The organism is Brevibacterium luteolum, from assembly GCF_025147615.1.
Classification (GTDB): Bacteria; Actinomycetota; Actinomycetes; order Actinomycetales; family Brevibacteriaceae; genus Brevibacterium; species Brevibacterium luteolum.
On the sequence record NZ_JALXPM010000017.1, the window covers coordinates 1 to 25,677 of the forward strand.

The 25,677-nt window shown below is 67.8% G+C and carries 18 protein-coding genes; 12 read left to right on the top strand and 6 right to left on the bottom strand.

The features are described from left to right. Positions 1 to 13: 13 nt before the first annotated feature. The 3 genes from M3C25_RS05915 to M3C25_RS05925 form a co-directional block, all read right to left on the bottom strand. Complete coding sequence (locus tag M3C25_RS05915; RefSeq protein WP_259855327.1) at positions 14 to 877, bottom strand: hypothetical protein; 864 nt, start codon at positions 875 to 877, stop codon at positions 14 to 16. Between the two features lie 227 nt (positions 878 to 1,104). Then, positions 1,105 to 2,043, bottom strand: coding sequence for a 3-methyladenine DNA glycosylase (locus M3C25_RS05920; protein ID WP_311200505.1), 939 nt, complete (start codon positions 2,041 to 2,043; stop codon positions 1,105 to 1,107). A 185-nt stretch (positions 2,044 to 2,228) separates the two neighbouring features. Then, on the bottom strand, positions 2,229 to 2,822 hold the full coding sequence (locus M3C25_RS05925) for a TetR/AcrR family transcriptional regulator (protein ID WP_102161701.1): 594 nt from the start codon (positions 2,820 to 2,822) through the stop codon (positions 2,229 to 2,231). A 410-nt stretch (positions 2,823 to 3,232) separates the two neighbouring features. Between M3C25_RS05925 and M3C25_RS05930 the strand changes: the two genes are divergently transcribed. Continuing rightward, entirely contained in the window at positions 3,233 to 4,408 is a 1,176-nt protein-coding gene (locus tag M3C25_RS05930; RefSeq protein ID WP_259855328.1) for a hypothetical protein, read from the top strand. A gap of 42 nt (positions 4,409 to 4,450) precedes the next feature. Next, positions 4,451 to 5,374 (top strand): DUF1963 domain-containing protein, encoded by a 924-nt coding sequence (locus M3C25_RS05935; RefSeq protein WP_259855329.1) that lies wholly within the window; start codon positions 4,451 to 4,453, stop codon positions 5,372 to 5,374. A gap of 138 nt (positions 5,375 to 5,512) precedes the next feature. Here the strand turns inward: M3C25_RS05935 and hrpB are convergent, their stop codons facing one another. Next, positions 5,513 to 8,095, bottom strand: coding sequence for an ATP-dependent helicase HrpB (hrpB, locus tag M3C25_RS05940; protein WP_259855330.1), 2,583 nt, complete (start codon positions 8,093 to 8,095; stop codon positions 5,513 to 5,515). A 222-nt stretch (positions 8,096 to 8,317) separates the two neighbouring features. Here hrpB and M3C25_RS05945 point away from each other — a divergent pair, with 222 nt between their 5' ends. The 7 genes from M3C25_RS05945 to M3C25_RS05975 are packed head-to-tail and all read left to right on the top strand — an operon-like array spanning position 8,318 to position 17,293. Further along, on the top strand, positions 8,318 to 10,444 hold the full coding sequence (locus tag M3C25_RS05945; protein WP_259797438.1) for a hydantoinase/oxoprolinase family protein: 2,127 nt from the start codon (positions 8,318 to 8,320) through the stop codon (positions 10,442 to 10,444). 30 nt (positions 10,445 to 10,474) lie between these two features. Then, a complete protein-coding gene (locus M3C25_RS05950; protein ID WP_259855331.1) occupies positions 10,475 to 12,487 on the top strand; it encodes a hydantoinase B/oxoprolinase family protein in 2,013 nt (670 codons plus the stop codon). 2 nt (positions 12,488 to 12,489) lie between these two features. Next, positions 12,490 to 13,446, top strand: coding sequence for a carbamate kinase (locus tag M3C25_RS05955; protein WP_259855352.1), 957 nt, complete (start codon positions 12,490 to 12,492; stop codon positions 13,444 to 13,446). Between the two features lie 34 nt (positions 13,447 to 13,480). Then, positions 13,481 to 14,146, top strand: a complete 666-nt coding sequence (locus M3C25_RS05960; RefSeq protein ID WP_259855332.1) for a nucleotidyltransferase family protein — start codon at positions 13,481 to 13,483, stop codon at positions 14,144 to 14,146. Continuing rightward, entirely contained in the window at positions 14,143 to 15,054 is a 912-nt protein-coding gene (locus M3C25_RS05965; RefSeq protein WP_259855333.1) for an AAA family ATPase, read from the top strand. The genes M3C25_RS05960 and M3C25_RS05965 overlap by 4 nt, the downstream gene beginning before the upstream one ends. Next, positions 15,051 to 16,112, top strand: coding sequence for a VWA domain-containing protein (locus M3C25_RS05970; protein ID WP_259855334.1), 1,062 nt, complete (start codon positions 15,051 to 15,053; stop codon positions 16,110 to 16,112). Before M3C25_RS05965 ends, M3C25_RS05970 begins: the two co-directional genes overlap by 4 nt. A gap of 5 nt (positions 16,113 to 16,117) precedes the next feature. Next, entirely contained in the window at positions 16,118 to 17,293 is a 1,176-nt protein-coding gene (locus M3C25_RS05975) for an XdhC family protein (protein ID WP_259855335.1), read from the top strand. A gap of 64 nt (positions 17,294 to 17,357) precedes the next feature. On the opposite strand, the gene M3C25_RS05980 is transcribed toward M3C25_RS05975, so the two are convergent. Both M3C25_RS05980 and M3C25_RS05985 read right to left on the bottom strand, forming a co-directional pair. Beyond that, complete coding sequence (locus tag M3C25_RS05980; protein ID WP_259855336.1) at positions 17,358 to 20,390, bottom strand: bifunctional FdrA/YlbE family protein; 3,033 nt, start codon at positions 20,388 to 20,390, stop codon at positions 17,358 to 17,360. Next, positions 20,374 to 21,363: an oxamate carbamoyltransferase subunit AllH family protein gene (locus M3C25_RS05985; protein ID WP_259855337.1), complete on the bottom strand. Its 990-nt coding sequence runs from the start codon at positions 21,361 to 21,363 to the stop codon at positions 20,374 to 20,376. The genes M3C25_RS05980 and M3C25_RS05985 overlap by 17 nt, the downstream gene beginning before the upstream one ends. A gap of 36 nt (positions 21,364 to 21,399) precedes the next feature. Here M3C25_RS05985 and M3C25_RS05990 point away from each other — a divergent pair, with 36 nt between their 5' ends. The 3 genes from M3C25_RS05990 to M3C25_RS06000 all read left to right on the top strand — a co-directional run bounded on the left by M3C25_RS05990 (position 21,400) and on the right by M3C25_RS06000 (position 25,664). After that, positions 21,400 to 23,100, top strand: a complete 1,701-nt coding sequence (locus tag M3C25_RS05990; protein WP_259855338.1) for a PucR family transcriptional regulator — start codon at positions 21,400 to 21,402, stop codon at positions 23,098 to 23,100. Positions 23,101 to 23,262: 162 nt separating this feature from the next. Then, positions 23,263 to 24,771, top strand: a complete 1,509-nt coding sequence (locus tag M3C25_RS05995; RefSeq protein WP_102161711.1) for a uracil-xanthine permease family protein — start codon at positions 23,263 to 23,265, stop codon at positions 24,769 to 24,771. Further along, complete coding sequence (locus M3C25_RS06000; RefSeq protein ID WP_259855339.1) at positions 24,768 to 25,664, top strand: FAD binding domain-containing protein; 897 nt, start codon at positions 24,768 to 24,770, stop codon at positions 25,662 to 25,664. The genes M3C25_RS05995 and M3C25_RS06000 overlap by 4 nt, the downstream gene beginning before the upstream one ends. The last annotated feature ends 13 nt before the right edge of the window (positions 25,665 to 25,677 follow it).

Genomic DNA, 25,677 nt, shown 5'->3' on the forward strand with positions numbered 1-25,677 from the left:
GGCCTGGTGCGCCTCAGTGACGCGGCGGGATCTCGTTGCCGTTCTCGTCGAAGCGCGGCTCCTGAACATCCCGGCCCTGCGGGTCGAGTCCCTGGCCGTGATCATGACCCTGCCCGCGCGGATCGAACTCCTGTCCCTGTGCGCGAGCGTCGTGCTCATGCGCACCCGGTGCGGCGTGACCATCGTGCTGACGGTGGCCATCACCGCCCAGCTCGTCACGTCCGATTCCGTCATGGCGGCGATCGTCATGGGCGAGTCCGTCATGGCGGCGATCGTCATGTCCAAGTCCGTCGTGGTGGCGGTCGTCGCGGCCGAGTCCGTCACGATCCCGGTCATCATGGCCGAGCCCGTCGTGGCGGTGGTCGTCGCGGCCAAGTCCGTCGTGGTGGCGGTCGTGGTCGCGGCCATCATGACCGTGGTCGTCACGTCGGGCAGCGCCAGTGGCACCGGCAGCACCAGCGCCCGCGGCACCAGCCGTCCCGGCGGCTGAGCGCTTTCCGGACTTCTCATCGAAATCGGGATCGAGCTCATTGGCCTTGGCCTCGCGGCGCTTGAGCTCCTCGCGCTCAGCGGCCAGCTGCTCCTCTTCGCGGTTGATGGTGCTTTCCTTGCGGTCGGCCTCCAGGCGGGCCTTCTCAGCTTCAAGTCGACGATTCTCAACATCGAGCTCACGCTGACGGACGTCGATGTCGTGCTGCTTGTTCTCCTCGCGGAGCTGCTCGGCCTCACGACGCTGCTGTTCGCGGCGACGCTCCTCCTCGATCCGCTTTTGTTCTTCCTTCTTCTTCGACGCCTTCATCAGCGCGGCGACGATCGCAATGATGATGATGACGCCGATGACTGCGGCGATGATGAGGAGCAAGGTCTGATTGTCCATGAGATGTCCCTCCGTCAAGGAGACTTGGTGCCTCCATTGCCACCAGCATAGTCGCCTGACCAGGAGATGTAACGGGTTTCACGGCACTTGATGCAGGCATTCGACCAGGTGTCGGGCCAGGGCGCAGATGAGGAACGACGGTGGATGCTCACGCGAATCCCGGGAACCAGCGCGTGTCCGCAGTCGGTCGATCCCCAGCCGCTGGCCCAGCGCGCGGCAATGCAGCATCAGCTGCGCGGTTCGATGCCGGCAGCGGCCAGAGCATCGAGCAGCTCGCGGCGCAGCTGCTGGGCGCGCTGGCTGAAAGCCTGCTGCCGGCGCATGTACTCAGCCTTGCCCGCCGCCGTCTCGATCGCCACGACCCCATAGCCCCAGGCCCGCACGTCATACGGGCTGGCCTCCATGTCGAGCGTCCGGATATCGCGGGCCAGATCGAACGCAGCGACGATCACCTGCGAGGGCACGATCGGCACGAGCTTCATCGCCCACTTGTACAGATCCATCCCGGCGTGCAGACAGCCCGGCTGCTCCATCGACACCATCGTCTTCCGCTGCGGCGTGAGCGTGTTCAGCGGCCGGGCGGCCGGGGTGAAGAACCGGAACGCATCGAAATGCGAACACTGGATGCGATGGGATTCGACGACCCTGTCGGTCTCCGCCTGGCGCAGCCGCAGCGGCACCTGCCTATGCCGGTGCTCATCAGCTGACTGCCGGTAGACCATCGCCCATTCGTGCAGCCCGAAGCAGCCCAGCTGCGCCTCCCGATCCAGGGTTGCCGCCAGCAGGTTCGCGATGAACTGCGCGCCCTCACCCCGGTCGGCCCGCCAGGCTGTGACGTCGACGAAGGCGATGCCACCGGTCACCGCCCACCAGCGGCGGGCGAACTGCTCACGATCTGCCGCCTCGGGGACGGCGAGCCCAATCCCGGCGCCGGGCTGGTAGCGGGCCACCTGCGCAGGCGTGAAGGGATAGTAGGTGAAGAGGAAGTCTTCGACCGGGTGCTTCTCGCCGCGGGCCCGGCGCGCCAGATGGGCGCCCATCCGCTCCTCGACGGCGGCGGCGAGCTCGGCGGCGGCAGCCTTCCAGGCGGCAGCGTCGATGACCGCCTCGGGTGCAGGGGCTGCAGCCGAGCCGGAGGTGGAGGCAGAGGTGGTGTCGGTGTGCATCGCATGCCCATTGTCGCAGACGCTCAGCGGCCCGAGCGCTTGGTGCCGCGGGCAGGTGGGGCGGTCAGCGGATCCTCCGGTCCAGACACGTTGGGATCAAGGACTCTCTACCCAGCAATCTCGCCTGCTAACGCCACGTAAAGCTTGCCGCTGAAAGGCGGCGGAGCAGCACCATAGAAGTATCTCTAGCTGAGCTGGAGGTCGGGCGCGAGCTCCTTGAGTACTCTGGCCAGAGTATACGTAGCTGACTCCAATACGTGGTCTGGCTCTAAAAACGAAGCCTGCGTCACGACACCAAGGACTAACGCAGGAAAAGCATCGGTAATACCCGTATCTCTCAGACCCGAGCGATCGAGAATCGTGCGAATCAAGGACGCAGTGTTCTCGTGGGAGCGAAAAACTATGGGTCGGTTTTCTGGCATCACTGCAGCCACGAGCATTGGCGTGACGTGCATACGGGCGAGATCCTCATCATCGCGCGGAGAGTACCACGCAAGAATGAGATACCGCGCTGCTTCGGTTGCACTCGTGATGCGCTGCGGAAGAGAACGCCGCAATGAGTTCAAATACTGCCTTCTGGCATTCTCGGCGTAAGAGACAGCAGCCGCAGCAAGCTCCGCCTTTGTGCGGTAAAGATGACCCGCAGATCCTGGTGGAACTCTCGCTTTGGCGGCCACTCGTCGATGTGTGATCGCCGCCGGCCCCCGATCGCGAAGCAACTGCCAGGCAGCTCTGGCCATTGCTTCGCGCCGCTCGTCGAAGTTGCGGTCGTCCTGCATCTCCCCCCCCTGGCTGCGCGGTGCTGGAACTCATGCCCTTGTCCACCTACATCTTCTCACGGCATTCCACTCTCCCATACGCCACGTTGGAGCCCGGTCCACGCCTAGTGCCCAAGTTGTGAAACGATTGGTTTAAACGTACCGTTTGCGATGGTATCTGCTGCACCTCGGCGAGGAGTTGGCGGGTATCCCTCGTCAACTCTGCACCAACGATCACTTGGACTCTCGCGCGATGCACTGTGCCAGAAAGCAGGTGGGGTCGAGAGCGAAGAGGTTCATCTGTGATATCTAGGATCGAAAGTTGGCCTATGACCCATTTCCGTTTAAGCCGAACTGTGGCAGTAACAACAGCGATTGCGGTTGTAAGCACGTGCTTGGTTACTTCACCGGCCAGTGCGGACGACAGCCCTTTGTCCGCTCGGGAGAGTTCCGTCTTTGCGCTCGAAGCCGCAGCGGGTCAGAACGCTGCGCTGGCAGAGAAGTTTGCGTTCACTCAGGTTGCCGACGACCTTTACGCCGCCGAATCAGGTGTCTCCATTGAAGGTCGGGACCTGTTGCTCGGCGATGCGTACCCCGACATCTCACTGCCAGTTTCAGCTGAGGCCGTCGCAGAAGTGTCGGAGAATGGTGACCTGGTTTTCTCAGAGACGGAAACAGGTCTCAGTGTCGTGATCGAGGCTACCGATGACGAAGTGGCTCGTGTGCTGACAGTTGCCCGGGAAACCTACGGCGACGGTCCGGAACACCGGTACTCCTACGAGCTAGCTCTTCCGGAAAACGCTGTGCTGAATCAGACTGACGATGGGTCGGTTGTCATTCTCGCCCCGGTATCTGCGAACACGCAGGAACCGAATCCGGACCTTTCGACGGTACTGCCTCCAGCCGGTGATGGCGAAGAGGACGGCACGGACGAGGAAAGAGAGGAACACTCGACCGGTCCAGAGTTTGCCACGGATGAAGAACTCGCGGGGAATCTCGATGTACCCGCTGGATGGCAGATGCTGGGAGGGTTCCAACCCGCCTGGTCAGTGGACGCTAATGGGGTGGCACTCCCGTCACATTTCGAGATTGACGGGAATACCTTGACTCAGGTCGTGGACACCTCGGGCGCTGAGTTCCCAGTCGTCTCAGACCCTCTTCCGCTCGTTGCCATCGGATTGGCGGCAGTTGCTCGTGCCCTCCTTCCCGCCATCCTCCGCGCAGGAGCAAGAGCACTCGCCACCCAGGCCATTAAAGTGGGGGCCAAGGCGACGACAAGGGGTGGATACAAGACGTTCGCTGCGTTCAAGAGAGCTGCAGGGAACCAGACGCCGAAGGGCAACCAATGGCACCATATCGTCGAGCAGTCAACGATCAAGAAGCGCAGTTGGGATGCCCGTTGGATTCATAACCGCAATAACCTAGTCAGCATTCCCAGGCAGGTGCATCAGAAATGTGTGAATAGTTGGATGGCCAAGAAGAAGGTCAACAAATTCGGAATCAAGTCCGGGAGCAAGACGATGCGCGAGGTTGTTCACAAGCAGAGCTTTTCGAAGCAGCATCAGATTGGAGTCGCTCTCCTCAGGCACTGCGGAGTAAGGGTCTAGAATGCTCCGAAAGATCCCCGTTTCAAACTATTGGAGGCGCTCATGAAGAAGCTCCCTCGGACCTCGGTCACCGCAGCCTCGCGGGAACAGATCGTTGAGTGGTTGAACTCGCCGAAAGTCGACGCAGGGTTCCTTGCCAGCGAACTGAAGTACTCCCAGCTCCTCCTCGACCAGTACGAGCCCGGAAAAGACCGATTGCTGGCAGAACGGGACGAGCTGGGCGAACTCTCCTATCTGGGAGGCCCGGCACTCGGGCCTCTGGCCGACTGGCCCCGAAACCACGACGGTGAACCGCTTGCGCACATTGCAACAATCCTGTTGATCGAATCGCAGAACATGCTCGAATCCGATGACGATGAGGAACGAGGCGTCTGGCCTGAACCGGGGCCCAGATTGCCTGCGACCGGATACCTCGAAGTGTTTCACCACCTGGGCACCTACGGCAATGTCGAGGATGACGGCACCCAGGGGTGGCTGGTCAGGCACGTGCCTTTCGACGGTGAGACCTTCCCGCCCTTCGTTGACGCGCCGGCTGATCTCGATGTGCCGCACGAGGTCTGCCAGCCCGTGCTGCTCCTTGCCGGGTTCAGCCTACCCAGCCCGATGGAGTACGTGGATGCCGAGAATCAGGTGTTCACGACGGTCGAGTTCGTGCATGAGGAGATGAACGCCGCGTTCACTGCCTGGCGGCACGGGAAAGAAAAGGTCAATAAGGGGCCAGTGTTCCCAGTCTCTCGGCTCTACGGCCATAGCGATCCGGGCCGCGAGTATGCGCATGAGGTCCTTCGCGAAGCTCGCCCGCTGACCAGTGACGCGGACTCGTATATGTTGCTGCTGAGTGTGGAGAGTTGGACTCATTTCGAGGGATGGTTCGGTGACGCGGGAACTCTGGAAGTCTGGATCCGCGCCTCGGACCTCGCCGCTGGTCGTTTCGAACAGGCCTGGAATATGATCCGCACCGACTGAGAGCCGCGCTGACAACGGTGATGAGTTGCCCCGAACCGATGTGGGTTCAACCTACCGTGGGTGGGTGACCGTGATCCCACAGCAGTTCCGACCCTCGGCGGCGCAGCTGCTTGAGTCGATAGACTCGATCCGAGTTGCTCAGCGGCCGCTGCGCTTGGTGCCGCGGGCAGGTGGAGCAGTCAGCGGATCCTCCGGCCACGGATGCTTGATGTAGCGGCCGCGGTTCTCTGCCCGCACGCCCGGGTAACCCTGCTGCCAGAATGAGGCGAGATCGGCGGTGACCGCCAGCGGCCGGCCGGCAGGGGAGAGCAGGTGCATAAGCACTGGCACCCGTCCATCGCAGATGACGGGGCTCGTCTGCCAGCCGAAGCACTCCTGCAGCTTGACCGCCAGCACCGGAGCGGCGATCCCGACACCGGCAGGATCCGCGTCGTTGTCACCGTGGTCCTCCGGTGCCGGATACCGCAGCCGCACCGTAGAGCCGCTGGGCACCTCGACGCGTTCCGGGGCCAGCTCGTCGAACCGGCCGGCCTCCGGCCACGGCAGCAGACTGCGCAGCGCAGACGCCCAGTCGATTCCCGTCGCCGAGGCACCGGCCGCCACCCGGGTCAGCTCACCATGGCACCATTCTGCGAGCCCGGACTCAAGAGCAGCGAAACGGACATCGGGCCAGGGTGCGCCGAACACGGCATGCAGCAGCCCGAGCCGGCCGCGCAGTTGCGCGAACCCGGGATTCTCACCGATCACCTCGCGAAGCCCGCGCTCGCGGATGAACGCAGCGACCGCCTCGGCGCCGGCATCCGGGTCTGCCTTCACCGGAGTCGCCGACAGCTCGATCGCCCCGAGGCGCTCGATGCGGCGGGCTGAGAGCTTCCGGCCGTCGAAGCGCGTGGCCGTCTCGGTGACGTAGAGGTCGGCGGCGAGCAACTCGGCAGTCTCCCGGTCGAGCGGGGCGGCCGCTCGGATGAGGGCGCGCTGGCCGGCGAGGGACACCTCGGCAACGGCGAGCCATTCGTGGCCGCAGATCCGGGCCTCGCGCGGCAGGGTGGCGCCGGTGCCGGAGGCGAGCAGGTACTCGTCTTCGCTGCCGGGCCGCAACCGGGCGATCCGGTCAGGATAGGCCAGCGCGATGACGGTGGCCACCGCCTCGTCGAGCGGCACCGGACCCGAGGCGATCGCGCCGGTTTCTGCGTCCTCGCCGGTGTCTTCTCCGGTGGTCTCGGCCAGGATCCGGGTGAGCCGGGCGGTCTCCCGGGTGTAGGTGCGCGGGGCCGCGCGGCGCAGCTGCCTCACGGCGGCAACCGCGTCGGCACCCGGGCAGCGCAGGTCCGAGGCCAGGGCGGCGACCACCTCGGCGGCGGCCGCGGTGCCGATGAATGCTGCGCCGTCGAGCAGGCCGCGGGCCATGCGCGGGTCGGTGGGAATCCGGGCGAGCTGCCGGCCGCGGGCTGTCGCGGCTCCGGTGTCGTCGAGCGCGCCGAGCAGCCGCAGCGTCTCAGCAGCCTGGGCGGCCGGGCGATCCGGCAGCGGGTCGGGCAGTTTCAGGCCGCGACCGAACGGCGCGCCCCAGCAGGCCAGGTCGAGGACAGCGGAGGTGAGATCGGCGGTGCGGACCTCCGGCGGGGTGTGGGCTGGCAGCGCGGCACAGTCGGCTTCGCTCAGTGCGCGGACGGCCAGGCCGGGCCCGAGGCGGCCGGCGCGTCCGGCTCGCTGGGTGCAGGCGGCCTTCGAAGCGCGCACGGTGGCAAGGCCAGCGAACCCGCGGCCGGTGTCGAAGTGCGGCACCCGAGCCAGGCACGAGTCGACCACGATCCGCACACCGGGCACCGTCACCGCTGACTCCGCGACCGAGGTGGAGACGACGACCCGGCGGGAGGTCTCCGTGTCCCTGCGCGGGGTGAGGATCGCGTCCTGCTCCGCAGCAGGGGTGGAGCCGGTGAGCACCCGGACATCGACGGGCACACGGCCGCGCAGCAGCGAAGCCAGGGCTTCGACGTCGCGGATGGCCGGCATGAATACGAGCGCATCGCCGGAGGCCTCGGTGCGGAGAGCGGACTCGACGAGGCCTGCCATGTGGGTGAGGAACTCGCGGGTGATTCCGCGGGCATCGATGGGCCGGCCGGGGCCGGACTGGCAGCGGATCTCAACCGGGTGCAGTGACGAGGTGACGTTGAGGACCGGGCCGCCGATGAGCTCAGCCCACCGCTCGGCTTCCAAGGTCGCTGACATCGCCACCAGCGTCAGGTCCGCGCGCAGGCCGGTGGCATCAACCGCGAGGGCGGCGGCGAGATCGGAGTCGAGGTGGCGTTCGTGGACCTCGTCGAGCACGATCGCGGTGACACCCTCAAGCCCGGGGTCGGTGAGCATCCGGCGCAGCAGCACGCCGGTGGTGACGAACTCGATGCGGGTGGACCGGGAGACCTGCGCATCCTCGCGGACCGTATAGCCGACCGCCTCGCCGAGGCGGGTGCCGCTCAGCCGCGCGAGCCGGCGGGCAGCCGCCCGGGCGGCCATCCGGCGCGGCTGGGTGACGATGATCCGCCCGGCCGGCAGCAGCTGGGACAGTGCCGGCGGCACGACAGTGGTCTTGCCGGTGCCCGGCGGTGCGGTGATGACCGCCCGCAGACCGGCAGTCGAACCGGCGTGACGTTCGCCCAGCTGAGGGATGAGCGCAGACGCCGGCAGGCCGGAGGCGATGGCGTCGAGGTCGAAGGAGTGCACGCCTTCAACCTAACGGATCGTCCGGTTGCAAAGCCGGGGAGGCCGGCAGTGAGGCTGCAGAGACTGGCAGTGCCCGGGCCTCCAGAATCCTGCCAATGAGGCAGCTTACTTTTTGTCACTGTCTGCCGAGTGATTCGGAGTAGCCGCCGCGCATGCTTGTTCATAGCAGTGAAGTTCTGCCAGACGCGAAGGCGCGTCGGCACACGAGAAGCAGGGGTGAGAATGACTCAAGGCAGCGCACGGATCCGCATCGGGATCGATACCGGCGGCACATTCACCGACGTCGTCGCGTTCAACGAGGACACCGGCACGCTGACGACGACGAAGACCCCGTCGACCCCAGCCAACCCCGCTGACGGGTTCATCAACGGCATCGAGAAGGTCCTCGCCGAACTCGGCGCCACCGGCAGCGACGTCGCCGCTGTCTCCCACGGCACGACGGTGGCGACGAACCAGCTGCTGGAGGGCAAGCTGGAGACGATGGGCTTCATCACCACCGAAGGCTATGAGTTCGTCCTCGAGATCGCCCGTCAGGCCGTGCCCGACGGCTACGGAAACTCCTACTTCTGGGTCAAGCCCGAACGCATCGTCACCGCCGACCGCGTCAAGACCGTCGGCGGCCGTCTCGACTTCGAAGGCACCGAGGTCCGCCCGTTCGACGAGGACGGCGCCAGGGCTGTCGCCGCTTGGTTCCGCGACGCCGGCATCAACGTCCTGGGCGTCAACTTCCTGCACGCCTACGCCAACCCGGCCCACGAGCAGCGGATGCGTGAGATCCTCACCGAAGTCCACCCCGAGGCGATCGTGTCGCTGAGCTCCGAGGTGCTGCGGGAGTACCGCGAATACGAGCGCTCGATGACCACCCTCGTCGATGCCTCTGTCAAGCCGAAGGTCTCCCGCTACGTCGCCAACATCCATGAGCGCCTCGATCAGTTCACCGGCGCCGAGCACGGCGACCGTGAGCCGATCCCGTTCTACATCATGAAGTCCAACGGCGGTGTGCTCTCCGCCGACGAGGTCGTCCACCAGCCGATCACCACCGTGCTGTCCGGGCCGGCGGCAGGCGCCCTCGGCGCCGGCCTCATCGCCCAGGAAGCCGGGTTCTCCAAAGTCCTCACCTGTGACGGCGGCGGCACCTCCACGGACGTCACCGTCATCATCGACGGCGAACCGGCGCTCACAACCGAGGGGTCGGTGGGTGTCTACCCGTCGAAGATCCCAATGATCGACGTTGTCACCGTCGGTGCCGGCGGCGGTTCGATCGCCTGGACGACCGAAGAGGGTCAGCTCAAGGTCGGCCCGCAGTCGGCTGGCGCCGATCCGGGACCGATCTGCTACGGCCAGGGCGGCACCGAACCGACGATCACGGACGCCCACCTGCTGCTCGGTCGCATCCCGCCCCACCTCCTCGGCGGCGAGATCCCACTCGACGTCGAGGCCGCGCGCACCGGCATCGAAGAACTCGCCGGTCGCCTCGGGCTCAGCGTTGAGAAGTGCGCGACCGGCATCCTGGAGATCTCCGCCTGGAACCAGGCGAATGCGCTGCGTCAGATCTCCGTCAAGCGCGGCCTCGACGTCCGTGACTTCATGCTCGCCTCCTTCGGCGGCTCCGGTTCGCTGCTGGCCTGCCGGCTCGTCGACATCCTCGACCTCGCAGGCGTCATCGTCCCGCTCAACCCCGGCAACGTCTCTGCGTTCGGGCTGCTGACCGTCGACGTCAAGAACGACTACGTGCAGACGCATGTCGCCAAGGACGAAGGACTCGACCTCGGCACCATCGACAGCATCTTCACCGCTCTGCAGGATCGTGCGGCAGCTGCACTCGACGCCGAAGGATTCGCCGCCGCCGACCACCGCTACGACCGGTCGGCTGACCTGCGCTACTTCGGGCAGGCCTTCGAAGTCCGCGTGCCGGCACCGGCCGGGGAGATCACCCGTGAGTGGGCCGATGAGGTCACCGACGCCTTCCACACTGAGCACCGCCGCCTCTACGGCTACGACTTCAAGGGCGATGGCGACCAGTTCGTCGAATGGGTCAACCTGCGCGTCTCCGGCATCGGCCCGATCCAGCGGCCAGAGCTCGCCAAGCTTGGGGAGGCCTCTGCCGCCCAGCCGCTTCACGACAGGGCGCTGGCCAGCCAGCGTCAGGTGTGCTTCGACGCAGACGACGGCTACGTCACCGCCGACGTCTACTGGCGACCTGAGCTGCTTTCCGGAGATGTCATCTCGGGTCCGGCGATCATCGAGGAGTTCGGTTCGACCGTGCCCGTGCATCCCGGCTTCACTGTCCGCGTCGATGACGCCGGCAACCTCGTCATCACCCGCAGCTCATCCGCCGACCAGTCCTGAGCCCGCGCCGAAACCAGAAGGAGACCAGATATGACGACAACCCCCACTGATTCCGGCTCGATGCTCTCGACCACTCCGCTGACCGGTGAGCAGCTCGAGGCCTACATCGCCGCCGAGCCGATCAACCCGGCCGGTCTGCCCCGGCCCTATGAGCACGGCGGACGCCTCACCCCGGAGGGCACCACCGTCGATCCGATCATCGTTGAAATCGTCGAAGGCACCCTCGCCAGTGTTGAGATGGAAGTCGAGACCGCGATCTCGCGGACCTCGCGCTCGCCGATGATCCGCGACGCCCACGACTTCCGCGCCGGCATCCACGACCGGCAGCTGCGCAAGCTCACCGGCCGGTCCTACTCCGCGCTCGTCCACCCGATCGTGCGCGACTTCCCGCTCGACACGATGGAGGAAGGCGATGTCTTCTTCCACAACGATGTCTACGAATCCGAAGGCGGCATCGGCCATCTGCCCGACCTGTGCGTGACCGTGCCGGTCTTCCACGACGGTGAGGTGGTGTGCTTCGTGCAGGCCTTCGGCCACCATGACGACATCGGCGGTGCCTGCCCCGGCTCGATGCCCTCGGGTGCGACGAGCGTGCACGAAGAGGGACTCGCCGTCCCGCCGATCAAGCTGTGGTCCCGCGGTGAGCCCAACCGCGCTGCCCTGCGGATCATGACCCGCAACTCCCGCATGCCCGATTCGCTGGCCGCTGACCTCGACGCCGAATGCTCGGCCTGCCTCATGGGTGCGCGCCGGCTCGGGGAGCTCTTCTCCCGTTATGGCCGTGACACCATCGAAGCGGCCTTCGACACGATCCTCGACAACACCACCGAGCTGTACCGCCGGGAGATCCTGTCGAAGATCCCCGACGGCCAGTACGTGTGGGAAGACTACGCCGAGCACGACGGTGTCGAGGACCCGAAGCTGCACACCCAGCGGATCACCCTGACGAAGACCTCGACAGGTGGGCCGGGCGATGGCCCGAGGCTCATCCTCGACTTCACCGGCACCGCCGCTCAGGCGAGAGGACCGATCAACCACTGCGGCGACTACGTCGGCGGGAACTTCCTCAAAAAATGGCTCGCCCCGATCCTGCGCAACCTCGCCGACTCCCCGGAACGGATGGGCGAGCTCGACGTCAACGAGGGCATCGTCCCGCTCATCGAGATGCGCTTCCCGGAGAAGGGCACCCTGCTGACCCCGATCTACCCGGGTCCGACGAACGCCCGCACCTTCGTCATCCTGCGGCTGCTCGGCGTGCTCGCCGGGGTCGTCGCGAAGGCTGTCGACGGGAAGATGCCGGCAGACCAGGAGACGATCCGCTACACCGGTGTGTACGGCAAGGACCGCGACGGCAACGACTACCTCATGCGCGAGGTGCTCGGCGGCGGCTCGGGCGGCCGCTACTACGCCGACGGTGAGGACACCATCCACGTCGTGCCCGACTCCCGGAACCTGCCCACCGAATTCACCGAATCCCGGTTCCCCTTCCGCGTCGAGCGGCTCGGACTCGCCGTCGACTCCGGCGGCGCCGGACGCTACCGCGGTGGGCTGGGCTACGAGAAGCACATCCATATGCTCAAGGACGCGCACTTCATGTCGATCGCCGACCGGTCGATCCTCGCTTGCTGGGGCGTCAAGGGCGGCAAGGCCGGCCGGCCGTTCCAGGTCACCATCGACCCCGGCGGGCCGAACGAACGCGAGATCGACGCGCTCGCTGATGCCGAACCGGTCCGGGCAGGTGAGACGATCCGCATCCGCACCACCGGAGGCGGCGGCTGGGGCGACCCGCTCGACCGTCCCCTCGACGAGGTCGAACGCGACCTGCGGTGGGGCAAGGTCAGCATCGACGGGGCCCGCAGCGACTACGGCGTCATCGCCAGCGTCGACGACGGTGAGGTCACCGTCGACACGGCGGCCTCGACGCAGCTGCGCCAGCAGATGCGCGACGAGCGCACCGGTGAGGAGCCATTCTTCGACCGCGGACCCGGGTACGCGCGCTTGGCCGGCGACGGCAGCGACGCACCCGCTGTCGACTGGCTTTGAGCATGCGCGTGCTCATCGCCCTCGGTGGCAATGCGATGACCGCCCCCGACGGCTCATCCTCACCGGATGACCAGCGGGCGGCGATCGCGCAGGCCTGCGGGCACATCGCCGAGCTGTTGTCCGACGGCCACGAGGTCATCATCACCCACGGCAACGGCCCGCAGGTCGGCAACATCCTACGCAAGAACGAACTCGCCGCCGCAGAGCTGCCGCCGGTGTCGCTCGACTGGTGCGGCGCACAGACCCAGGGGACGATCGGGTTCACTATCGTCAACCGGCTCGAACAGGAGCTCACCACCCGGGGCATGCACCGGCAGGTCGCCGCCGTCGTCACCCGCACGCGAGTCGACGGCGACGACCCGGCCTTCGCCGACCCGGTCAAGCCGATCGGCACCTACCGGGATGCCGCCCATGCCGAGCAGATGAGCCGGCACGGGCAGATGTGGAAGGACTTCGGGGCCCGCGGCTGGCGGCGCGTTGTGCCCTCCCCGCGGCCGCTGGAGATCCTGGAGACCCCGACGATCTCGACGCTCGTCGCCGCCGGGTGGGTGGTCGTGGCCGCCGGCGGAGGCGGCATCCCGGTGGTGGCTGATGGATCGGGCTGGAACGGCGTCGAGGCTGTCATCGACAAGGACCTCTCCGCCGCCCGGCTGGCCGCCGACCTCGACGTCGACCGGCTCGTCATCGCCACCGACGTCGAGCACGCGATCATCGGCTACGGCACCGAGGACGAACAGCCGATCGGTGAGATCACCGTTGAGCAGATGCAGCGGCTCGCCGATGCCGGGCACTTCGCCTCCGGGTCGATGGGCCCGAAGGTCGAAGCAGTCGTCGACTTCGCCGCCTCCGGCCGCGGCGTCGGCATCATCACCGCGCTTGCCGCCGTGCCGGCGGCCATCGCCGGGAGAACTGGCACGCGGGTCACACCAGCCGCCGCCAGGGGAGCAGCCAGCTCCTAGACTGGAGACAGACCGCCAGGCTCAAGGAGGGATCGTGAGGCACGCACTCAACAGCGACATCGCCGGCATTGTGCTTGCCGCCGGTGCCGGTTCGCGCCTCGGTGTGCCCAAGGGTCTGCTGCGCACCGCCTGCGGGAAGCCGGTCGTGGCCAGCCTGTGCGACCAGCTGACGGCCGCTGGGCTCTCCGAGATCGTCGTCGTCACCGGTGCCGCCGCCGAGGCGGTCGCCGCCGGAGTGCCGGCAGGGGCCCGGGCCACCCACGCCCCGGACTGGCAGGACGGCCTGTCGGCCTCGCTGCGAGCCGGGCTGCGCGCTGTTGCCGATGCATCTGCCGGCGAGCGTATCCGCGCTGTCGTCATCCTGCTCGCCGACGTCCCCGACATCACCGCGGCCGCCATTGAGGCCGTCATCGCCGCTGCCCGCGTGCAGAGCATCGAGACGAGCCTCGTGCGGGCGACGTTCGGCGAGCGTCCCGGCCACCCTGTCGTCATCGGATCGCAGCATTGGCAGCAGGTCATCGACACGGCCGCTGGGGACTCCGGCGCGAAGGCGGTCTTCGCGTCGGGAGCGGTGCGCGAAGTCGACTGCAGGCACCTGTGCGCCGGCATCGATATCGACACTCCCGGGCAGCTGGAGGCCGCCGGCCTGGAGCTGCCGGAGCTGCTGCCCGACGCATGCGCACGGGAGGAGAGCCGATGACGTCACCTGCAGACTGGCAGCAGCTGAGGGAGGCGCTCATGGACCACGGCTACCGGGCCGATGATGCGCTGGCGACGATCGCGTGGCTGTCCGGCAGGCTCGACCGGCCGCTGCTGTGCGAGGGCCCGCCCGGAGTCGGCAAGACGGCGCTGGCGCACGCGCTGGCCGCCGTCCACGGCGGGCAGCTGTTCCGGTTGCAGTGCTACGAGGGCATCGACGCCGCCCAGGCGCTCTACGACTGGGACTTCCGCTCCCAGATCCTCTACCTGCGCACCCTGGAGGCCGCCCATGCCGCCGAAACGGCCGAAGCCGGGAAGCTCGAAGCCCAGCTGTACTCCGAGCGCTTCCTCCTCACTCGCCCGATCCTGGCTGCACTCACCGCCTCGGCCGAGGGGCAGCGGGCGGTGCTGCTTATCGACGAGATCGACCGAGCCGATGACGAGTTCGAAGCACTCCTGCTCGAAGTGCTCTCCGAATGGGCGCTGTCGATCCCCGAACTCGGCCGCATCGAGACCGCCCAGCCGCCGCTGGTCGTCATCACCTCCAACCGCACCCGTGAGATCCACGATGCGCTGCGCCGCCGCTGCCTCTACCACTGGTTCGACTTCCCCGACCGGGAAGCCGAACAGCAGATCCTCGCCCTCCACGTATCCGAGGCGAACGAAGCGCTTGTGGCTGCGACCAGTGACTATGTGCGCGCGGTCCGGCAGATGGCCCTCAATCGGCCGCCGGGCACTGCCGAGGCGATCGACTGGCTGCGCTCGCTCATGGCACTCGGCGCCGTCGACCTCGACGCCGCGGCTGCTCACGCGACCCTCGGGGCGCTCATCAAGGACGCCGAGGACGCCGAACAGGTCCGCGCCCACGGGCCGATCATCGGCGGGGCACCACCGCGGAGACCGTCATGACGATGACCGCAGTGCTCACCGACTTCGCGAGCAGCCTCGCCCGCCACGGATATCCCGCCGACCCCGGCCGGCTGCACACCGCCGTCGCCGGACTCGGCGCACTCGGCACGATCGAACGGCGTCACGTCTACACCGTCACCCGCGCCGCCTGGTGCACCACCGCTGAGCAGTGGGCGGACTTCAGCGTCCACTTCGAGCGCTTCTTCTCACGCCACCCAGCCACCGCGTCCCCGCCGGACATCGAGGTCGAGGTCGAGGTGCCTGACGCGCTGCCCGGTGATGATGACACCGATACCGGCGACCCCGAACCGCAGGCAGCCGCAGCCTCGAAGGCCGCAGTGCTGCGCGAGACCGACATCGCCGAACTCCTCGATTCCCAGGCCGCCGACGCCCGTGCCCAGCTCGCCCGGCTGCGCCTGAGCCCACCGCAGCGCCGCCGGCCGCGCTACCGGCCCGGGCGCGCCGACCGCCTGCACCTGCGGCAAGCCCTGCGCGAACTGCTCACCACCGGGGAGATCACGAGCCTGCCGGGACAGGAGCGCCGCGAGGTGCCCCGCCCGATCGTCATCGTCCTCGACGTCTCGGCAAGCATGCAGCCCTTCCACACCATGCAGCTGGCCTTCGCATCAGCCGCAGCCGAGGGCGGCCGGCACGTCAGCGTCTTCACCGCCGGCACCGAACTGACCGATATCACCGCAGGCGTGCGCACCATTCGGCCCGGTGCCCGCAGCGGACAGATCCCCGACCTCGGCGGCGGCACCCGGCTCGGTGAGACCCTCCAGCAGCTCCTCGACCGGCACGCCGGCAGGCTGCGCGGGGCCACCCTCATCGTCATGTCCGACGGATGGGAAGACGGCGATACCGAGGAACTCACCGCAGCCGCAGTCCGTGCCAGCCGTTTGTGCACACGGTTCCTGTGGGTCAACCCGCGGGCCGGGCGAACCGGCTGGCAGCCTGAGATCCGCGGCATCCGCGCGATCCGCCCGCACGTCGACGCGCTGCTGCCCGGCACCACCATCGTCGACTACTTCCGGCTCGCCGCAGCCGTCGCGGGGTGAGCGGCATGCGCGATATCGCTTCCGAGGTCCTCGACCTGCTCACCGGTGACGAGCCCTTCGCTGTGTGCACGGTCATCCGCACGTGGTCCTCAGCACCCCGCCCGGCCGGAACTGCCATGGCGGTCACCGCCTCGGGACGGGCCATCGGGTCGCTGTCCGGCGGATGCGTCGAAGGGGCCGTGTACGCCGCCGCCCAGCTCACCATCGACGACGACCAGCCGCGCCTGGGCCGCTACGGCGTCTCTGATGACGAGGCCTTCGCCGTCGGCCTGGCCTGCGGCGGCCGGCTCGACGTCCTCATCCGTCGCGTCGATCCGGCCGATCCTGCCGACACCGAGCCGCTGGCGGCCACATGCCGGCAGATCCTCCTCGATGAGCCGGCTGCCCTGCTCACCCGGATTCCGCTGGCCACCGACGATCTCGGCGAGCCGACAGGGATGGAATACGTGCTCGCCCCGCCGGCTGGCCGCTGGCTGGCGATCACCGCGCCTGAGGCGGATGCCCCGACCGTGACCGGTTCGCTCGGTGACGGACAGCTCGACTACTCCGTCGTCGACAGCGCCGTTGGGCTGTTAGCCGCCGGAACGACCCAGATCCGCGAGTACGGCGAGCACGGCGAACGCCTCGACAGCGACACTGCCGTGCTCATCAGCGCCTTCTCGCGCAAGCCGCGGATGCTCATCTTCGGTGCCATCGACTACGCCCGCGCGCTGGCCGCGGCAGCGAAGCTCGTCGGCTACCACGTCACCGTCTGCGATGCCCGGTCTGTCTTCGCCACACCCGCGCGCTTTCCGGAAGCCGACGAGGTCGTCGTGTCCTGGCCGCACCGCTACCTGCAGGCCGAGCTCAATGCCGGCCGGGTCGAAGAGAGCACCGCGATCGCCGTGCTCACCCACGATCTGAAGTTCGACGTGCCGCTGCTGCAGGTCGCCCTCGGCTGCCCGGCGGCCTACGTCGGGGCGATGGGCAGCAGGCGCACGAACGATCGGCGCATCGCAGCGCTGCGCGATGCCGGACTGCCAGAAGAGCTCATCGACCGGCTCTATGCGCCCATCGGCCTCGACCTCGGCGCTCGCACCCCGGAGACGACCGCGATCTCGATCCTCGCTGAGATCACCCGGGAGCGGTGGCAGGCCAGCGGTGCGCCGCTGCGCGACACCACCGGCCCGATCCACTCCTGAGCGGCCCGATCCACTCCTGAGCGGCCGGCCGACCCCAAGGCTCAGCCGGCCGCTCAGCCCGTGCTCACCGGCGCTCTGCCGCCTCGGCGAGGGCCGCCATCGCCGTCACGAACGCCTCCTCGGGTGGATTCACGAGGCCGGCGCCTACCTGCCCGACACCGGCGACCCGGCCGGCCATGCCGGTGTTGATCTGCGGCAGCACTCCGGTCCGGACCACGGCTGCGGCGTCGATGCCGGTGGGCACACCGCGGAACTCGAGGATGGGGATCTGGTGGGCAGGATGCTCACCGAGGGTGATCTCATACATCTTCTGCGTCGTCTCAAGTGCGAATGCGACATCGGCGCCGACGAGCCGGACGATCGCCGGAGCCGCGGCCATCGCGAAGCCGCCGATGCCAGCGGTCTCTGTGATCGCCGAATCGCCGATGTCCGGGTTCGCATCCTCCGGTCCGAACGAGCCGAGGAACAGACCCTCGGGCATCTGCGCCGGCCCGGTGAACCACGCATCCCCGGTGCCGGAGAGCTGGATGCCGAACTCGGTGCCGTTGCGCGCCATCGTCACGACGAGCGAGGAACCGGGGACGTTCTTCGCAGCCGCACAGGCGAGCTTGCAGGTGGGCATGACGATGTTGAGGGCGAAGTAGTCGTTGGCGCCGAGGAAGCGCACCACCTCGGCGAGGTCCTCCTGCGGCCAGTCCTGTGCGAAGAGATGCGGCATGATGTCGCGCAGGAACAGCAGCGTGCCGGTGCGGTTGCGGTTGTGGCCCTCATCGCCGGACTGCAGCATCTGCGAGACATAGGCCTTCGTGTCGAGCGGGCCGCTGCTCTCCAGCGCCTCGGCCAGGACGGGCCCGAGCACATCGCGCATCCAACGCAGCCGCGTGAGCACCTCCTCGCCGTTGGCGCCATAGCGCAGCACCTTGCCGAGCCCTTCGTTGAGGGAGCAGTAGGCGCGATTGCCGTGCACCGGGTCATGCAGCTCCATCATCCACATCGATGGGCTCACGACGCCGGCCATCGGCCCGACGGCTTCCCGACTGTGGCACGGCGCGAACGTGAACCGGCCAGAGGCCAACCCCTCCTCGGCCTCCTCAAGCGTGTCGACGAGCCCTTCGAACACGACAGCCCCAGTCAGGGCGCCGCGCATCGGTCCCGAGGCGTCCTCCCAGGCCAGCGGGGGACCGGCGTGGAGGAACTCGGTGTCAGCCAGGCCCAGGCACTCGCGGGCCGGACGGACGGCGACGAGCTCGGCACCTGCGGCGAGCATCCGCTCGATCGCCGTGCGGTTGGCGTCGGCGCGGCGCGGATCGGCCATGACCGCCTGCACCGCGGCAGCGCTGCCGAGCGCGGGCCGCCAATCGACCTCGGTGACGGCGACCGCCTGCGCCTGCAGCTCCTGGGCGAACAGCGACAGCCCGGCCGTCACCACGACCGGCTCGGCCTCCAGGAGACCGCGCAGCGGCGCGCCATCAGCAGCCGTGGTCGACGCGCCGGTCTGCACGCCGGCCTGCGCGCCGGTCTGCACGCGGGCCTGCGCGTCGGTCTGCACGCGGGCCTGCGCGTCGGTCTGCACGCCGGACTCAGGCCTCAGCGCGGCATCCGGGGATGCAGCGTGCCCGAGGTGGGCCAGGGCTCGGCGCGTCGCGGCAGCATTCGAGGCGAACACCTCGGCACCGGCTGCGGTGAGCGCCTCGACACTGGCGGAGAGTCCCTGCGGATCCTCCTCGGTGCCGACGAGGGAGACGACGACCGGCAGCCGGTGGCCGTGCTCCTCCTGCGCACGTGCGCGCACCCGTTCGATCGTTGCGGCCAGTGGCTCGACCGGTGCTGCGTGGGCGCCGTAGCCGAGCACGAGGTCGAGCAGCACGACGCCAGCGCCGGCGCCGGTGCGCTCAAGGGCGTCGAGTCGCAGGCTCGGGTCGATCATCGGATGGGCACGCCCTGCGGTCATCTCGTCATCACCGAAGTCGATGACGAACGACCCGCTCTCCGGCACTCTGCCGCCGCTGAGCTGCTCAGCCCCAGCAAGTGGGATGTTCGAGGGCACCGGCCCGAGCGCATGGCAGGCGATGAGCATCGCCTCATCAGCCAGAGTGCCGCCGCAGAAGTAGCCGCGCAGATCCCCGCCCGCAGCCTGCTGCTCCGAGGTCTCCGGCAGCCACGACGGCCACTCAGGTGCCACCCCGCCGGCAGCGCGCAGCGCCGCTTCGACCGCGGCTGTCAGATCCGGCCGGCCTGAGCCGAGCACCGCCCACGTCACCCCGACGCCGAGCTCACCGGCCAGCGCTGCGACCTCATCGACGACACCGGCATCGGCTGGCTTCGAGACGATGATGACGTGCTCGGTGGCTTCATCAGCCGCCAGCGCCCGCAGCGCCTGCTTCGTCGACCGGCCGCCGACCGCCGCGCTCATGTCCCGGCCGCCGGTGCCCAGCACATGACTGACGCCCTCGCCAGCGGCGCTGAGCAGCGTCATGACCTGCTGGGCGCCGGTGCCGGAGGCTGCGACGATGCCGAACCGGCCCGGCGGCACCCGATTGGCGAAGCCGAGCGCAGCCTGGGAGACGACCGCTGTGCCGCAGTCAGGGCCCATGACGATGACGTCTGCTGTGGCCGCTGCATCCTTGAGCAGCACCTCGGACTCGACAGGCACATTGTCAGAGAACAGCATGACCGAACACCCGGCGGCGATCGCATCGAGTGCCTCTGTCGTCGCGTGCTCACCGGGCACGGAGATGAGAGCGAGGTTCGCCTCGGTTCTCCGCGCCGCCGAGCCCACGGTCAGCGCCGGGCTCTCGCCACCGGTGCTGAGCTCGCCGCCGGTGGAGCGCAGGGCAGCCAGCTGCACGTCGAGTTCGGTCAACGCGGCCTTCAGCACCTCTGCGTCAGCACACCGCAGAGCGATGACGAGGTCGTTCGGGCTCACCGCTGGGTCGATGTCGAAGTCGAGGCTGCGCATGAGGTCGAGGTTGAGCTCCGTGCCCATCCCGATGAGCGCGTCGGAGACGCCGTCGAGGCCCTTCACGCGGGCAGAGGCCTGCATGAGGCTGACGGAGTCGAAGTAGACACCGGATCGGATGTCAACGTGAGACAGCACAGTCTTCTCCTTCTGTCGGGTCCGGCGTTCCACCGGCGGAGTGAGATGAGGGTTGGGAAAGCGCGCGGCATGTCGCCACGACACCGGCGCCGAGGTCGTAGCCGGACGTGTGCCCGATCGCACCGAGATGTGCGGCGAAGGCGGGAAGGTCACCTGCTTGGGCGGCGCCCAGCGCCCTGGTCACCGCTGTCGTGCACCAGCCGTCGAGGGCTGCTTCGAGCAGTGAAGCGGAGATCGCCGTTGTGGTGGCCAGCTGTGGTGTGAGCGCTACCCGCAGCTGGGCGAGTGCGCACCACGCTGACTGCCAGCGCAGGGCCAGCGCGATGCCGGAGAGCACATCATCGCCCGAGGGGGTGAGTCCGGGACCGCGGCCGATCAGCGCCGCGACGCGCTCAGCGAGAGCTTCGTCGCCCCGGCCGCAGCCAGACGCAGCGCCCCGGCTGCAGCTCAGCGCGGTCGCAACGATGTCCTCAGCGCTGGCCTCAGCATCGGCGATCCCCGGCTGCAGCACGGCACGGACGGCACCTGGATCGAGTGCCCTCCCACGGTGTCCGGCCGAATGCTCATCGGGGTGCCATCGGCCGATGCCCAGACCGGGGACCCCGCTGACGCGCTGCGGTCGCCACATGCGCCTGATGTGCAGCTGGGCTGCCGGCAGCAGCAGCCGGTCAGGTTCGGCCGCGACGCGATCGCCGGTCCTCACGCCGGTGGTGAGGACATCGGCTGGAACATGCGCGCGGATGGCCGTCGGCAGATCGTAGGCACCCAACCCGATCACCGGGATGACGAGCGTGCGCTGCCCGGAAGGCACTGTGACGTCGGTGGGTGCCGTGACGTCGGCGGGCGCTGTGAGGTACAGGCCAGCCGCATGGACACCGGCGACCGTCCATGCACGCCCAGGTGCGGCCAGCGGCGGCGTCACAGGGGACTTCGCCGCTGGCACGACAACCGGATCCGCGGATATGACGTGCATCTCACAAGCGTAGGGCTGACTGCTAGGGTGGGGGACATGGCAAATGCCGATAATCATGAATCTCTGACTCGGCAGAATCTGCCAGTCAGCGGGGGTGATGTCACCGTTCGCGACGTCCTCGACCTGCCCTCCCTCTCCGGCACGCGCTTGCTGGCCGGCGCCGACGGCCTCGAACGCATCGTCTCTCGCGTCAACGTCATGGAAGTCCCCGACATCCTGCCGTGGGTGCGTGCCCAGGAGCTGCTCATCACCACCGGCTACCCGCTGCAGGGGCAGCAGATCGACCTCGGTGAGCTCGTGCGCCAGTTCGCCGACCGCCAGCTGGCAGGCGTCGGCGTCAAACCCGGCCGCTATCTCCATGAGATCCCCGGCGAAGTGCTCACCGCAGCGGATTCCGCAGGACTGCCGATCCTGCTGCTGCCCCACGGGGTCGGCTTCGACGAGATCATCCACGAGGTGCTCGGCACGGTGCTCGCCCGTCGTGAACAGGACCTGCAGCAGGCCGAGCAGATCCTTCACGAACTCGTCACCATCGTCGTCACCGGCGGAGAGCTCGATGAGGTCTGCAGTCGCATCGCCAGTCATGTCAAAGGCACTGTCGCCGTGACGACGATGGACGGCCGGGTGACCGCGGTGGCCGGGCAGCTGCCGCTGGCAGAGCTCCAGCAGCTGACTTGCTTCGATGTCGCCGGCCGTTTCCGGGTCGAGCAGACCCGGGTCGGTGAGGTGCAGAAGGCCAACGGGATCTGCAGTCTGGCGGTGCGGATCCGCGGCGGGACCCGCGACCTCGGCCGCCTCGTCCTCTTCACCGACCATCCGATGAGCCACAGCCAGCAGCACGTCGTCGACCAGGCCTCTGCAGCCGCCGCCCTCGTGCTCACGAAGATGCACGCGATCTCGGCTGTTGAGAGCAAGTACAAGGCTGACTTCGTCCACGATGTGCTGCGCGGCCGCATCGTGGCAGCCGACCGGATCCTGTCCCATGCGACCTCGCTGGGCTGGGACTTGGACCGTGAGCTCGTGGTCGTCGTCGCCGAGTACGACGACACCGGCGAGCCTATCGAGACGATGGACAAGCAGTCCCTGCAGGAGCGCTTCGCCCGCGCCTGGACCTCGGCGGTCACTCAGGGCGACGCCGAGGCGGTGGTCGTCGGGGCAGGGGATGAGGTCACTGTCATCGCCGGTGTGACAGCAGAGGAATCCGTCGAACGAACCACCGCCCGCGTCGAACGTTGGGTCGGCGACGTGCACGGCGTCGGCGGTGGCGGCCGGCTGACCTTCTCCACCGGCATCAGTCGCACAGCGGCGGATCTCCACGCTCTGCCGGCCGCCTACCAGGAAGCGCGCAAGGCCGTGGAGGTCGGCCGCAGGCTCTACGGCGAGCAGGCGATCAGCCACTTCGATGCCCTCGGCGTCTTCCGGCTGCTGTCGCTCATCGACGATGAGGAGGAAGTGCGGGCCTTCATCTCCGACACCCTCGGGGTGCTCGCCGACCGGAGCGCCTCCTCCGCCGACCTGCGCGAGACCCTGCGGGTGCTGCTGGACAAGAACCTCAACGTCGCTGAGACCGCCCGTGAGATGCACTTCCACTACAACTCGCTGCGCTACCGGATCAGCAAACTCGAGCGCATCCTCGGGCCCTTCATGACCGATGCGCGGCGGCGGCTGGCCATCCATCTGGCACTGCAGGCGATGTACCTCACGGACCTCACGGACGGAAAGCGCACACGCGGCTGATAAGCGATCCACCGACAGATCGCAATGAGGCGGGCGAAACTATCCAATCCAGCACGGAGGTGTTTGGCATAACTTGACGTGACGCGCGCCTCGTTGTGTCCCTACGGTTGACACATGCCGTTACGGCTATGACAGTTCGAAAGCCGACTGGTTGGGGGAGCAATGAGTTTCGGATGGACACTGCACGGTGACGGGAAGAGTCCTGCACCGGGCAAGGCGGTAGCCCCTCATGAGCGCCTGACCTGGCCGCGCACGGTCGGACTCGGCGTTCAGCACGTCGTGGCGATGTTCGGCGCAACGTTCGTCTTTCCCGTCGTCATGGGCCTGAATCCCCAGCTGGCGGTCATGATGAGCGGTGTCGCCACCATCATCTTCCTGCTCATGGTCAACGGCAAGGTCCCCAGCTATCTCGGCACCTCCGCCGCTTTCGTCGGCGGCGTCGCGGCTGTCACCGCCCAAGGCGGCACACCCCAGCAGGTGACCGGCGCGATCATGATCGCAGGCCTCGTCCTGGCCGCCTGCGGCATCTTCATCCACTTCATGGGCGCTGCTGTGCTGACGAAGATCATGCCGCCGGTGGTCACCGGTGCGGTCGTCATGCTCATCGGCTTCAACCTCGCCCCGGTCGTCGCGAACGTGTACTGGCCGCAGGACCAGTGGATCGCCTTCATCGTCATGTTCGTCATCATCGTCATGTCGGTGGCTCTGCGCGGATTCCTCGGCCGCATCGCCGTCTTTCTCGGCCTGGCTTTCGGGTATGTGCTGTCCTGGATCTTCGATTTGGCCTTCGGTCCGATCACGGCCTTCAACGCCGCCACCGGAGAGGTCGACACCCATATGCGCGTCGACTGGTCCGGCGTCCTCGACGCCCCGTGGTTCGGTCTGCCGCCAGTCACCGACAGCGCCGCAGGGGTCGTCGGCATGCACCTGCCGGAGTTCAACGCCGCCTTCATCATCCTCATGCTCCCGGCCGTCATCGCGCTCATCGCCGAGAACGTCGGTCACGTCAAGGCTGTGGAGGAGATGACGAAGACACCGCTGGACAAGTACATGGGCCGGGCGCTGACCGCCGACGGTGTCGCCACCGCCGTGGCCACCTCGGTCGGAGGCTCACCGACGACGACCTACGCTGAGAACATCGGTGTCATGGCCTCCACCCGCGTCTACTCGACGGCGGCCTACTACGTTGCCGCGCTGGTGGCGATCGTCTTCGGCCTTTCACCGAAGTTCGGCGCACTCATCTCCGCAGCGCCTGGTGGCGTGCTCGCCGGCATCACCGTCGTGCTCTACGGCATGATCGGACTGCTCGGCGCCAAGATCTGGACGGAGAACAAGGTCGACTTCTCCAATCCGCTCAACATGGTCCCGGTGGCCGCTGGCATCATCATCGCCATCGGCGACATCGGACTGAAAGTGACTGAGACGTTTACCCTGGCCGGCATCGCATTGGGTACGATCGTCGTTCTGGTGATGTACCACTTCTGCCGGATCATCGCCCCCGCAGAGCTGCGGGAGGCGGCTGACAGCGCAGGAGGCGCACTCATCACCGTCGGCGAACCCGGATTGCACAATCTCGAAGAGCTCGGTCTCGAGGACGACCACGGCCGGCGACGCCGTGGCGGCCGGACTGCCGACCACGATCCACACAGACCGGAGGACATCAGGGAATGAAGCCAGCGGCTTTCGCCTACAACCGCGCAGCATCGGTCGACCACTGCCTCGAACTGCTGACCCAGCACGGGGCCGAAGCGAAGCTGCTGGCAGGCGGCCAGAGCCTCATCCCGGTGCTGAATATGCGCCTGGCCGCCCCCGCTCACCTCATCGACATCTCCAGGCTGAGCGAGCTGGGCTCCATCGAGGTCACCGATTCCTGCGTGCGCGTCGGCGCTGCGGTCACACACGCGGAACTCGAAGCCGATGACCACGCCTATGCCGCGCTGCCGATCCTGCGTCAGGCGCTGGTCAATGTCGCGCATCCGGCGATCCGCAATCGCGGCACCACCGTCGGCTCGATCGCCCATGCCGATCCGAACGGAGAGATGCCGGCCGTCCTCGCCCTCACCGGCGGCACCGCCCATGCAGTCTCTTCATCCGGGTCCCGGCAGATCGACGCAGCTGAGCTCTTCATCGGCCCGCTGGAGACCTGCCTGGAAACCGATGAGCTCATCACCCATGTCGACTTCCACCGGTTCCCGCCCGGCACCCGCACCGGCTTCACCGAACTCGCCCGTCGCTCAGGCGACTACGCTCTCGCCGGGGTGGCCATGGCGCTGACTGCCGAGGAATCCACGATCACCGGGCTCCGCCTGTCCTTCGTCTCCGTCACCGACCTGCCAGAGGTTCTCGACATGAGCGAGCGGGTCACCGGGATGGAGCTGAGGGCCACCACTGACCTGTGCGCGGCCGTGACCGAGGCGGTCGAGGCAACCATCGACCCAGCCGGCGACATCCACGCCACCGCCGACTACCGCCGCCACATCACCAAGGTCATGGCCCGCAGACTGGCCGTCGAGCTCAGCTGTCGGCCACCGCAGCCGCCGACGGCAGGCCAACCGGACTGGTGACGGGCAGGCCAAC

Bases quoted from the DNA above. Each gene is read 5' to 3' on its own strand.
- M3C25_RS05915 (WP_259855327.1), bottom strand. From the start codon at position 877: ATGGACAATCAGACCTTGCTCCTCATCATCGCCGCAGTCATCGGCGTC.
- M3C25_RS05920 (WP_311200505.1), bottom strand. From the start codon at position 2,043: ATGCACACCGACACCACCTCTGCCTCCACCTCCGGCTCGGCTGCAGCC.
- M3C25_RS05925 (WP_102161701.1), bottom strand. From the start codon at position 2,822: ATGCAGGACGACCGCAACTTCGACGAGCGGCGCGAAGCAATGGCCAGA.
- M3C25_RS05935 (WP_259855329.1), top strand. From the start codon at position 4,451: ATGAAGAAGCTCCCTCGGACCTCGGTCACCGCAGCCTCGCGGGAACAG.
- M3C25_RS05945 (WP_259797438.1), top strand. From the start codon at position 8,318: ATGACTCAAGGCAGCGCACGGATCCGCATCGGGATCGATACCGGCGGC.
- M3C25_RS05950 (WP_259855331.1), top strand. From the start codon at position 10,475: ATGACGACAACCCCCACTGATTCCGGCTCGATGCTCTCGACCACTCCG.
- M3C25_RS05955 (WP_259855352.1), top strand. From the start codon at position 12,490: ATGCGCGTGCTCATCGCCCTCGGTGGCAATGCGATGACCGCCCCCGAC.
- M3C25_RS05965 (WP_259855333.1), top strand. From the start codon at position 14,143: ATGACGTCACCTGCAGACTGGCAGCAGCTGAGGGAGGCGCTCATGGAC.
- M3C25_RS05970 (WP_259855334.1), top strand. From the start codon at position 15,051: ATGACGATGACCGCAGTGCTCACCGACTTCGCGAGCAGCCTCGCCCGC.
- M3C25_RS05975 (WP_259855335.1), top strand. From the start codon at position 16,118: ATGCGCGATATCGCTTCCGAGGTCCTCGACCTGCTCACCGGTGACGAG.
- M3C25_RS05985 (WP_259855337.1), bottom strand. From the start codon at position 21,363: ATGCACGTCATATCCGCGGATCCGGTTGTCGTGCCAGCGGCGAAGTCC.
- M3C25_RS05990 (WP_259855338.1), top strand. From the start codon at position 21,400: ATGGCAAATGCCGATAATCATGAATCTCTGACTCGGCAGAATCTGCCA.
- M3C25_RS05995 (WP_102161711.1), top strand. From the start codon at position 23,263: ATGAGTTTCGGATGGACACTGCACGGTGACGGGAAGAGTCCTGCACCG.
- M3C25_RS06000 (WP_259855339.1), top strand. From the start codon at position 24,768: ATGAAGCCAGCGGCTTTCGCCTACAACCGCGCAGCATCGGTCGACCAC.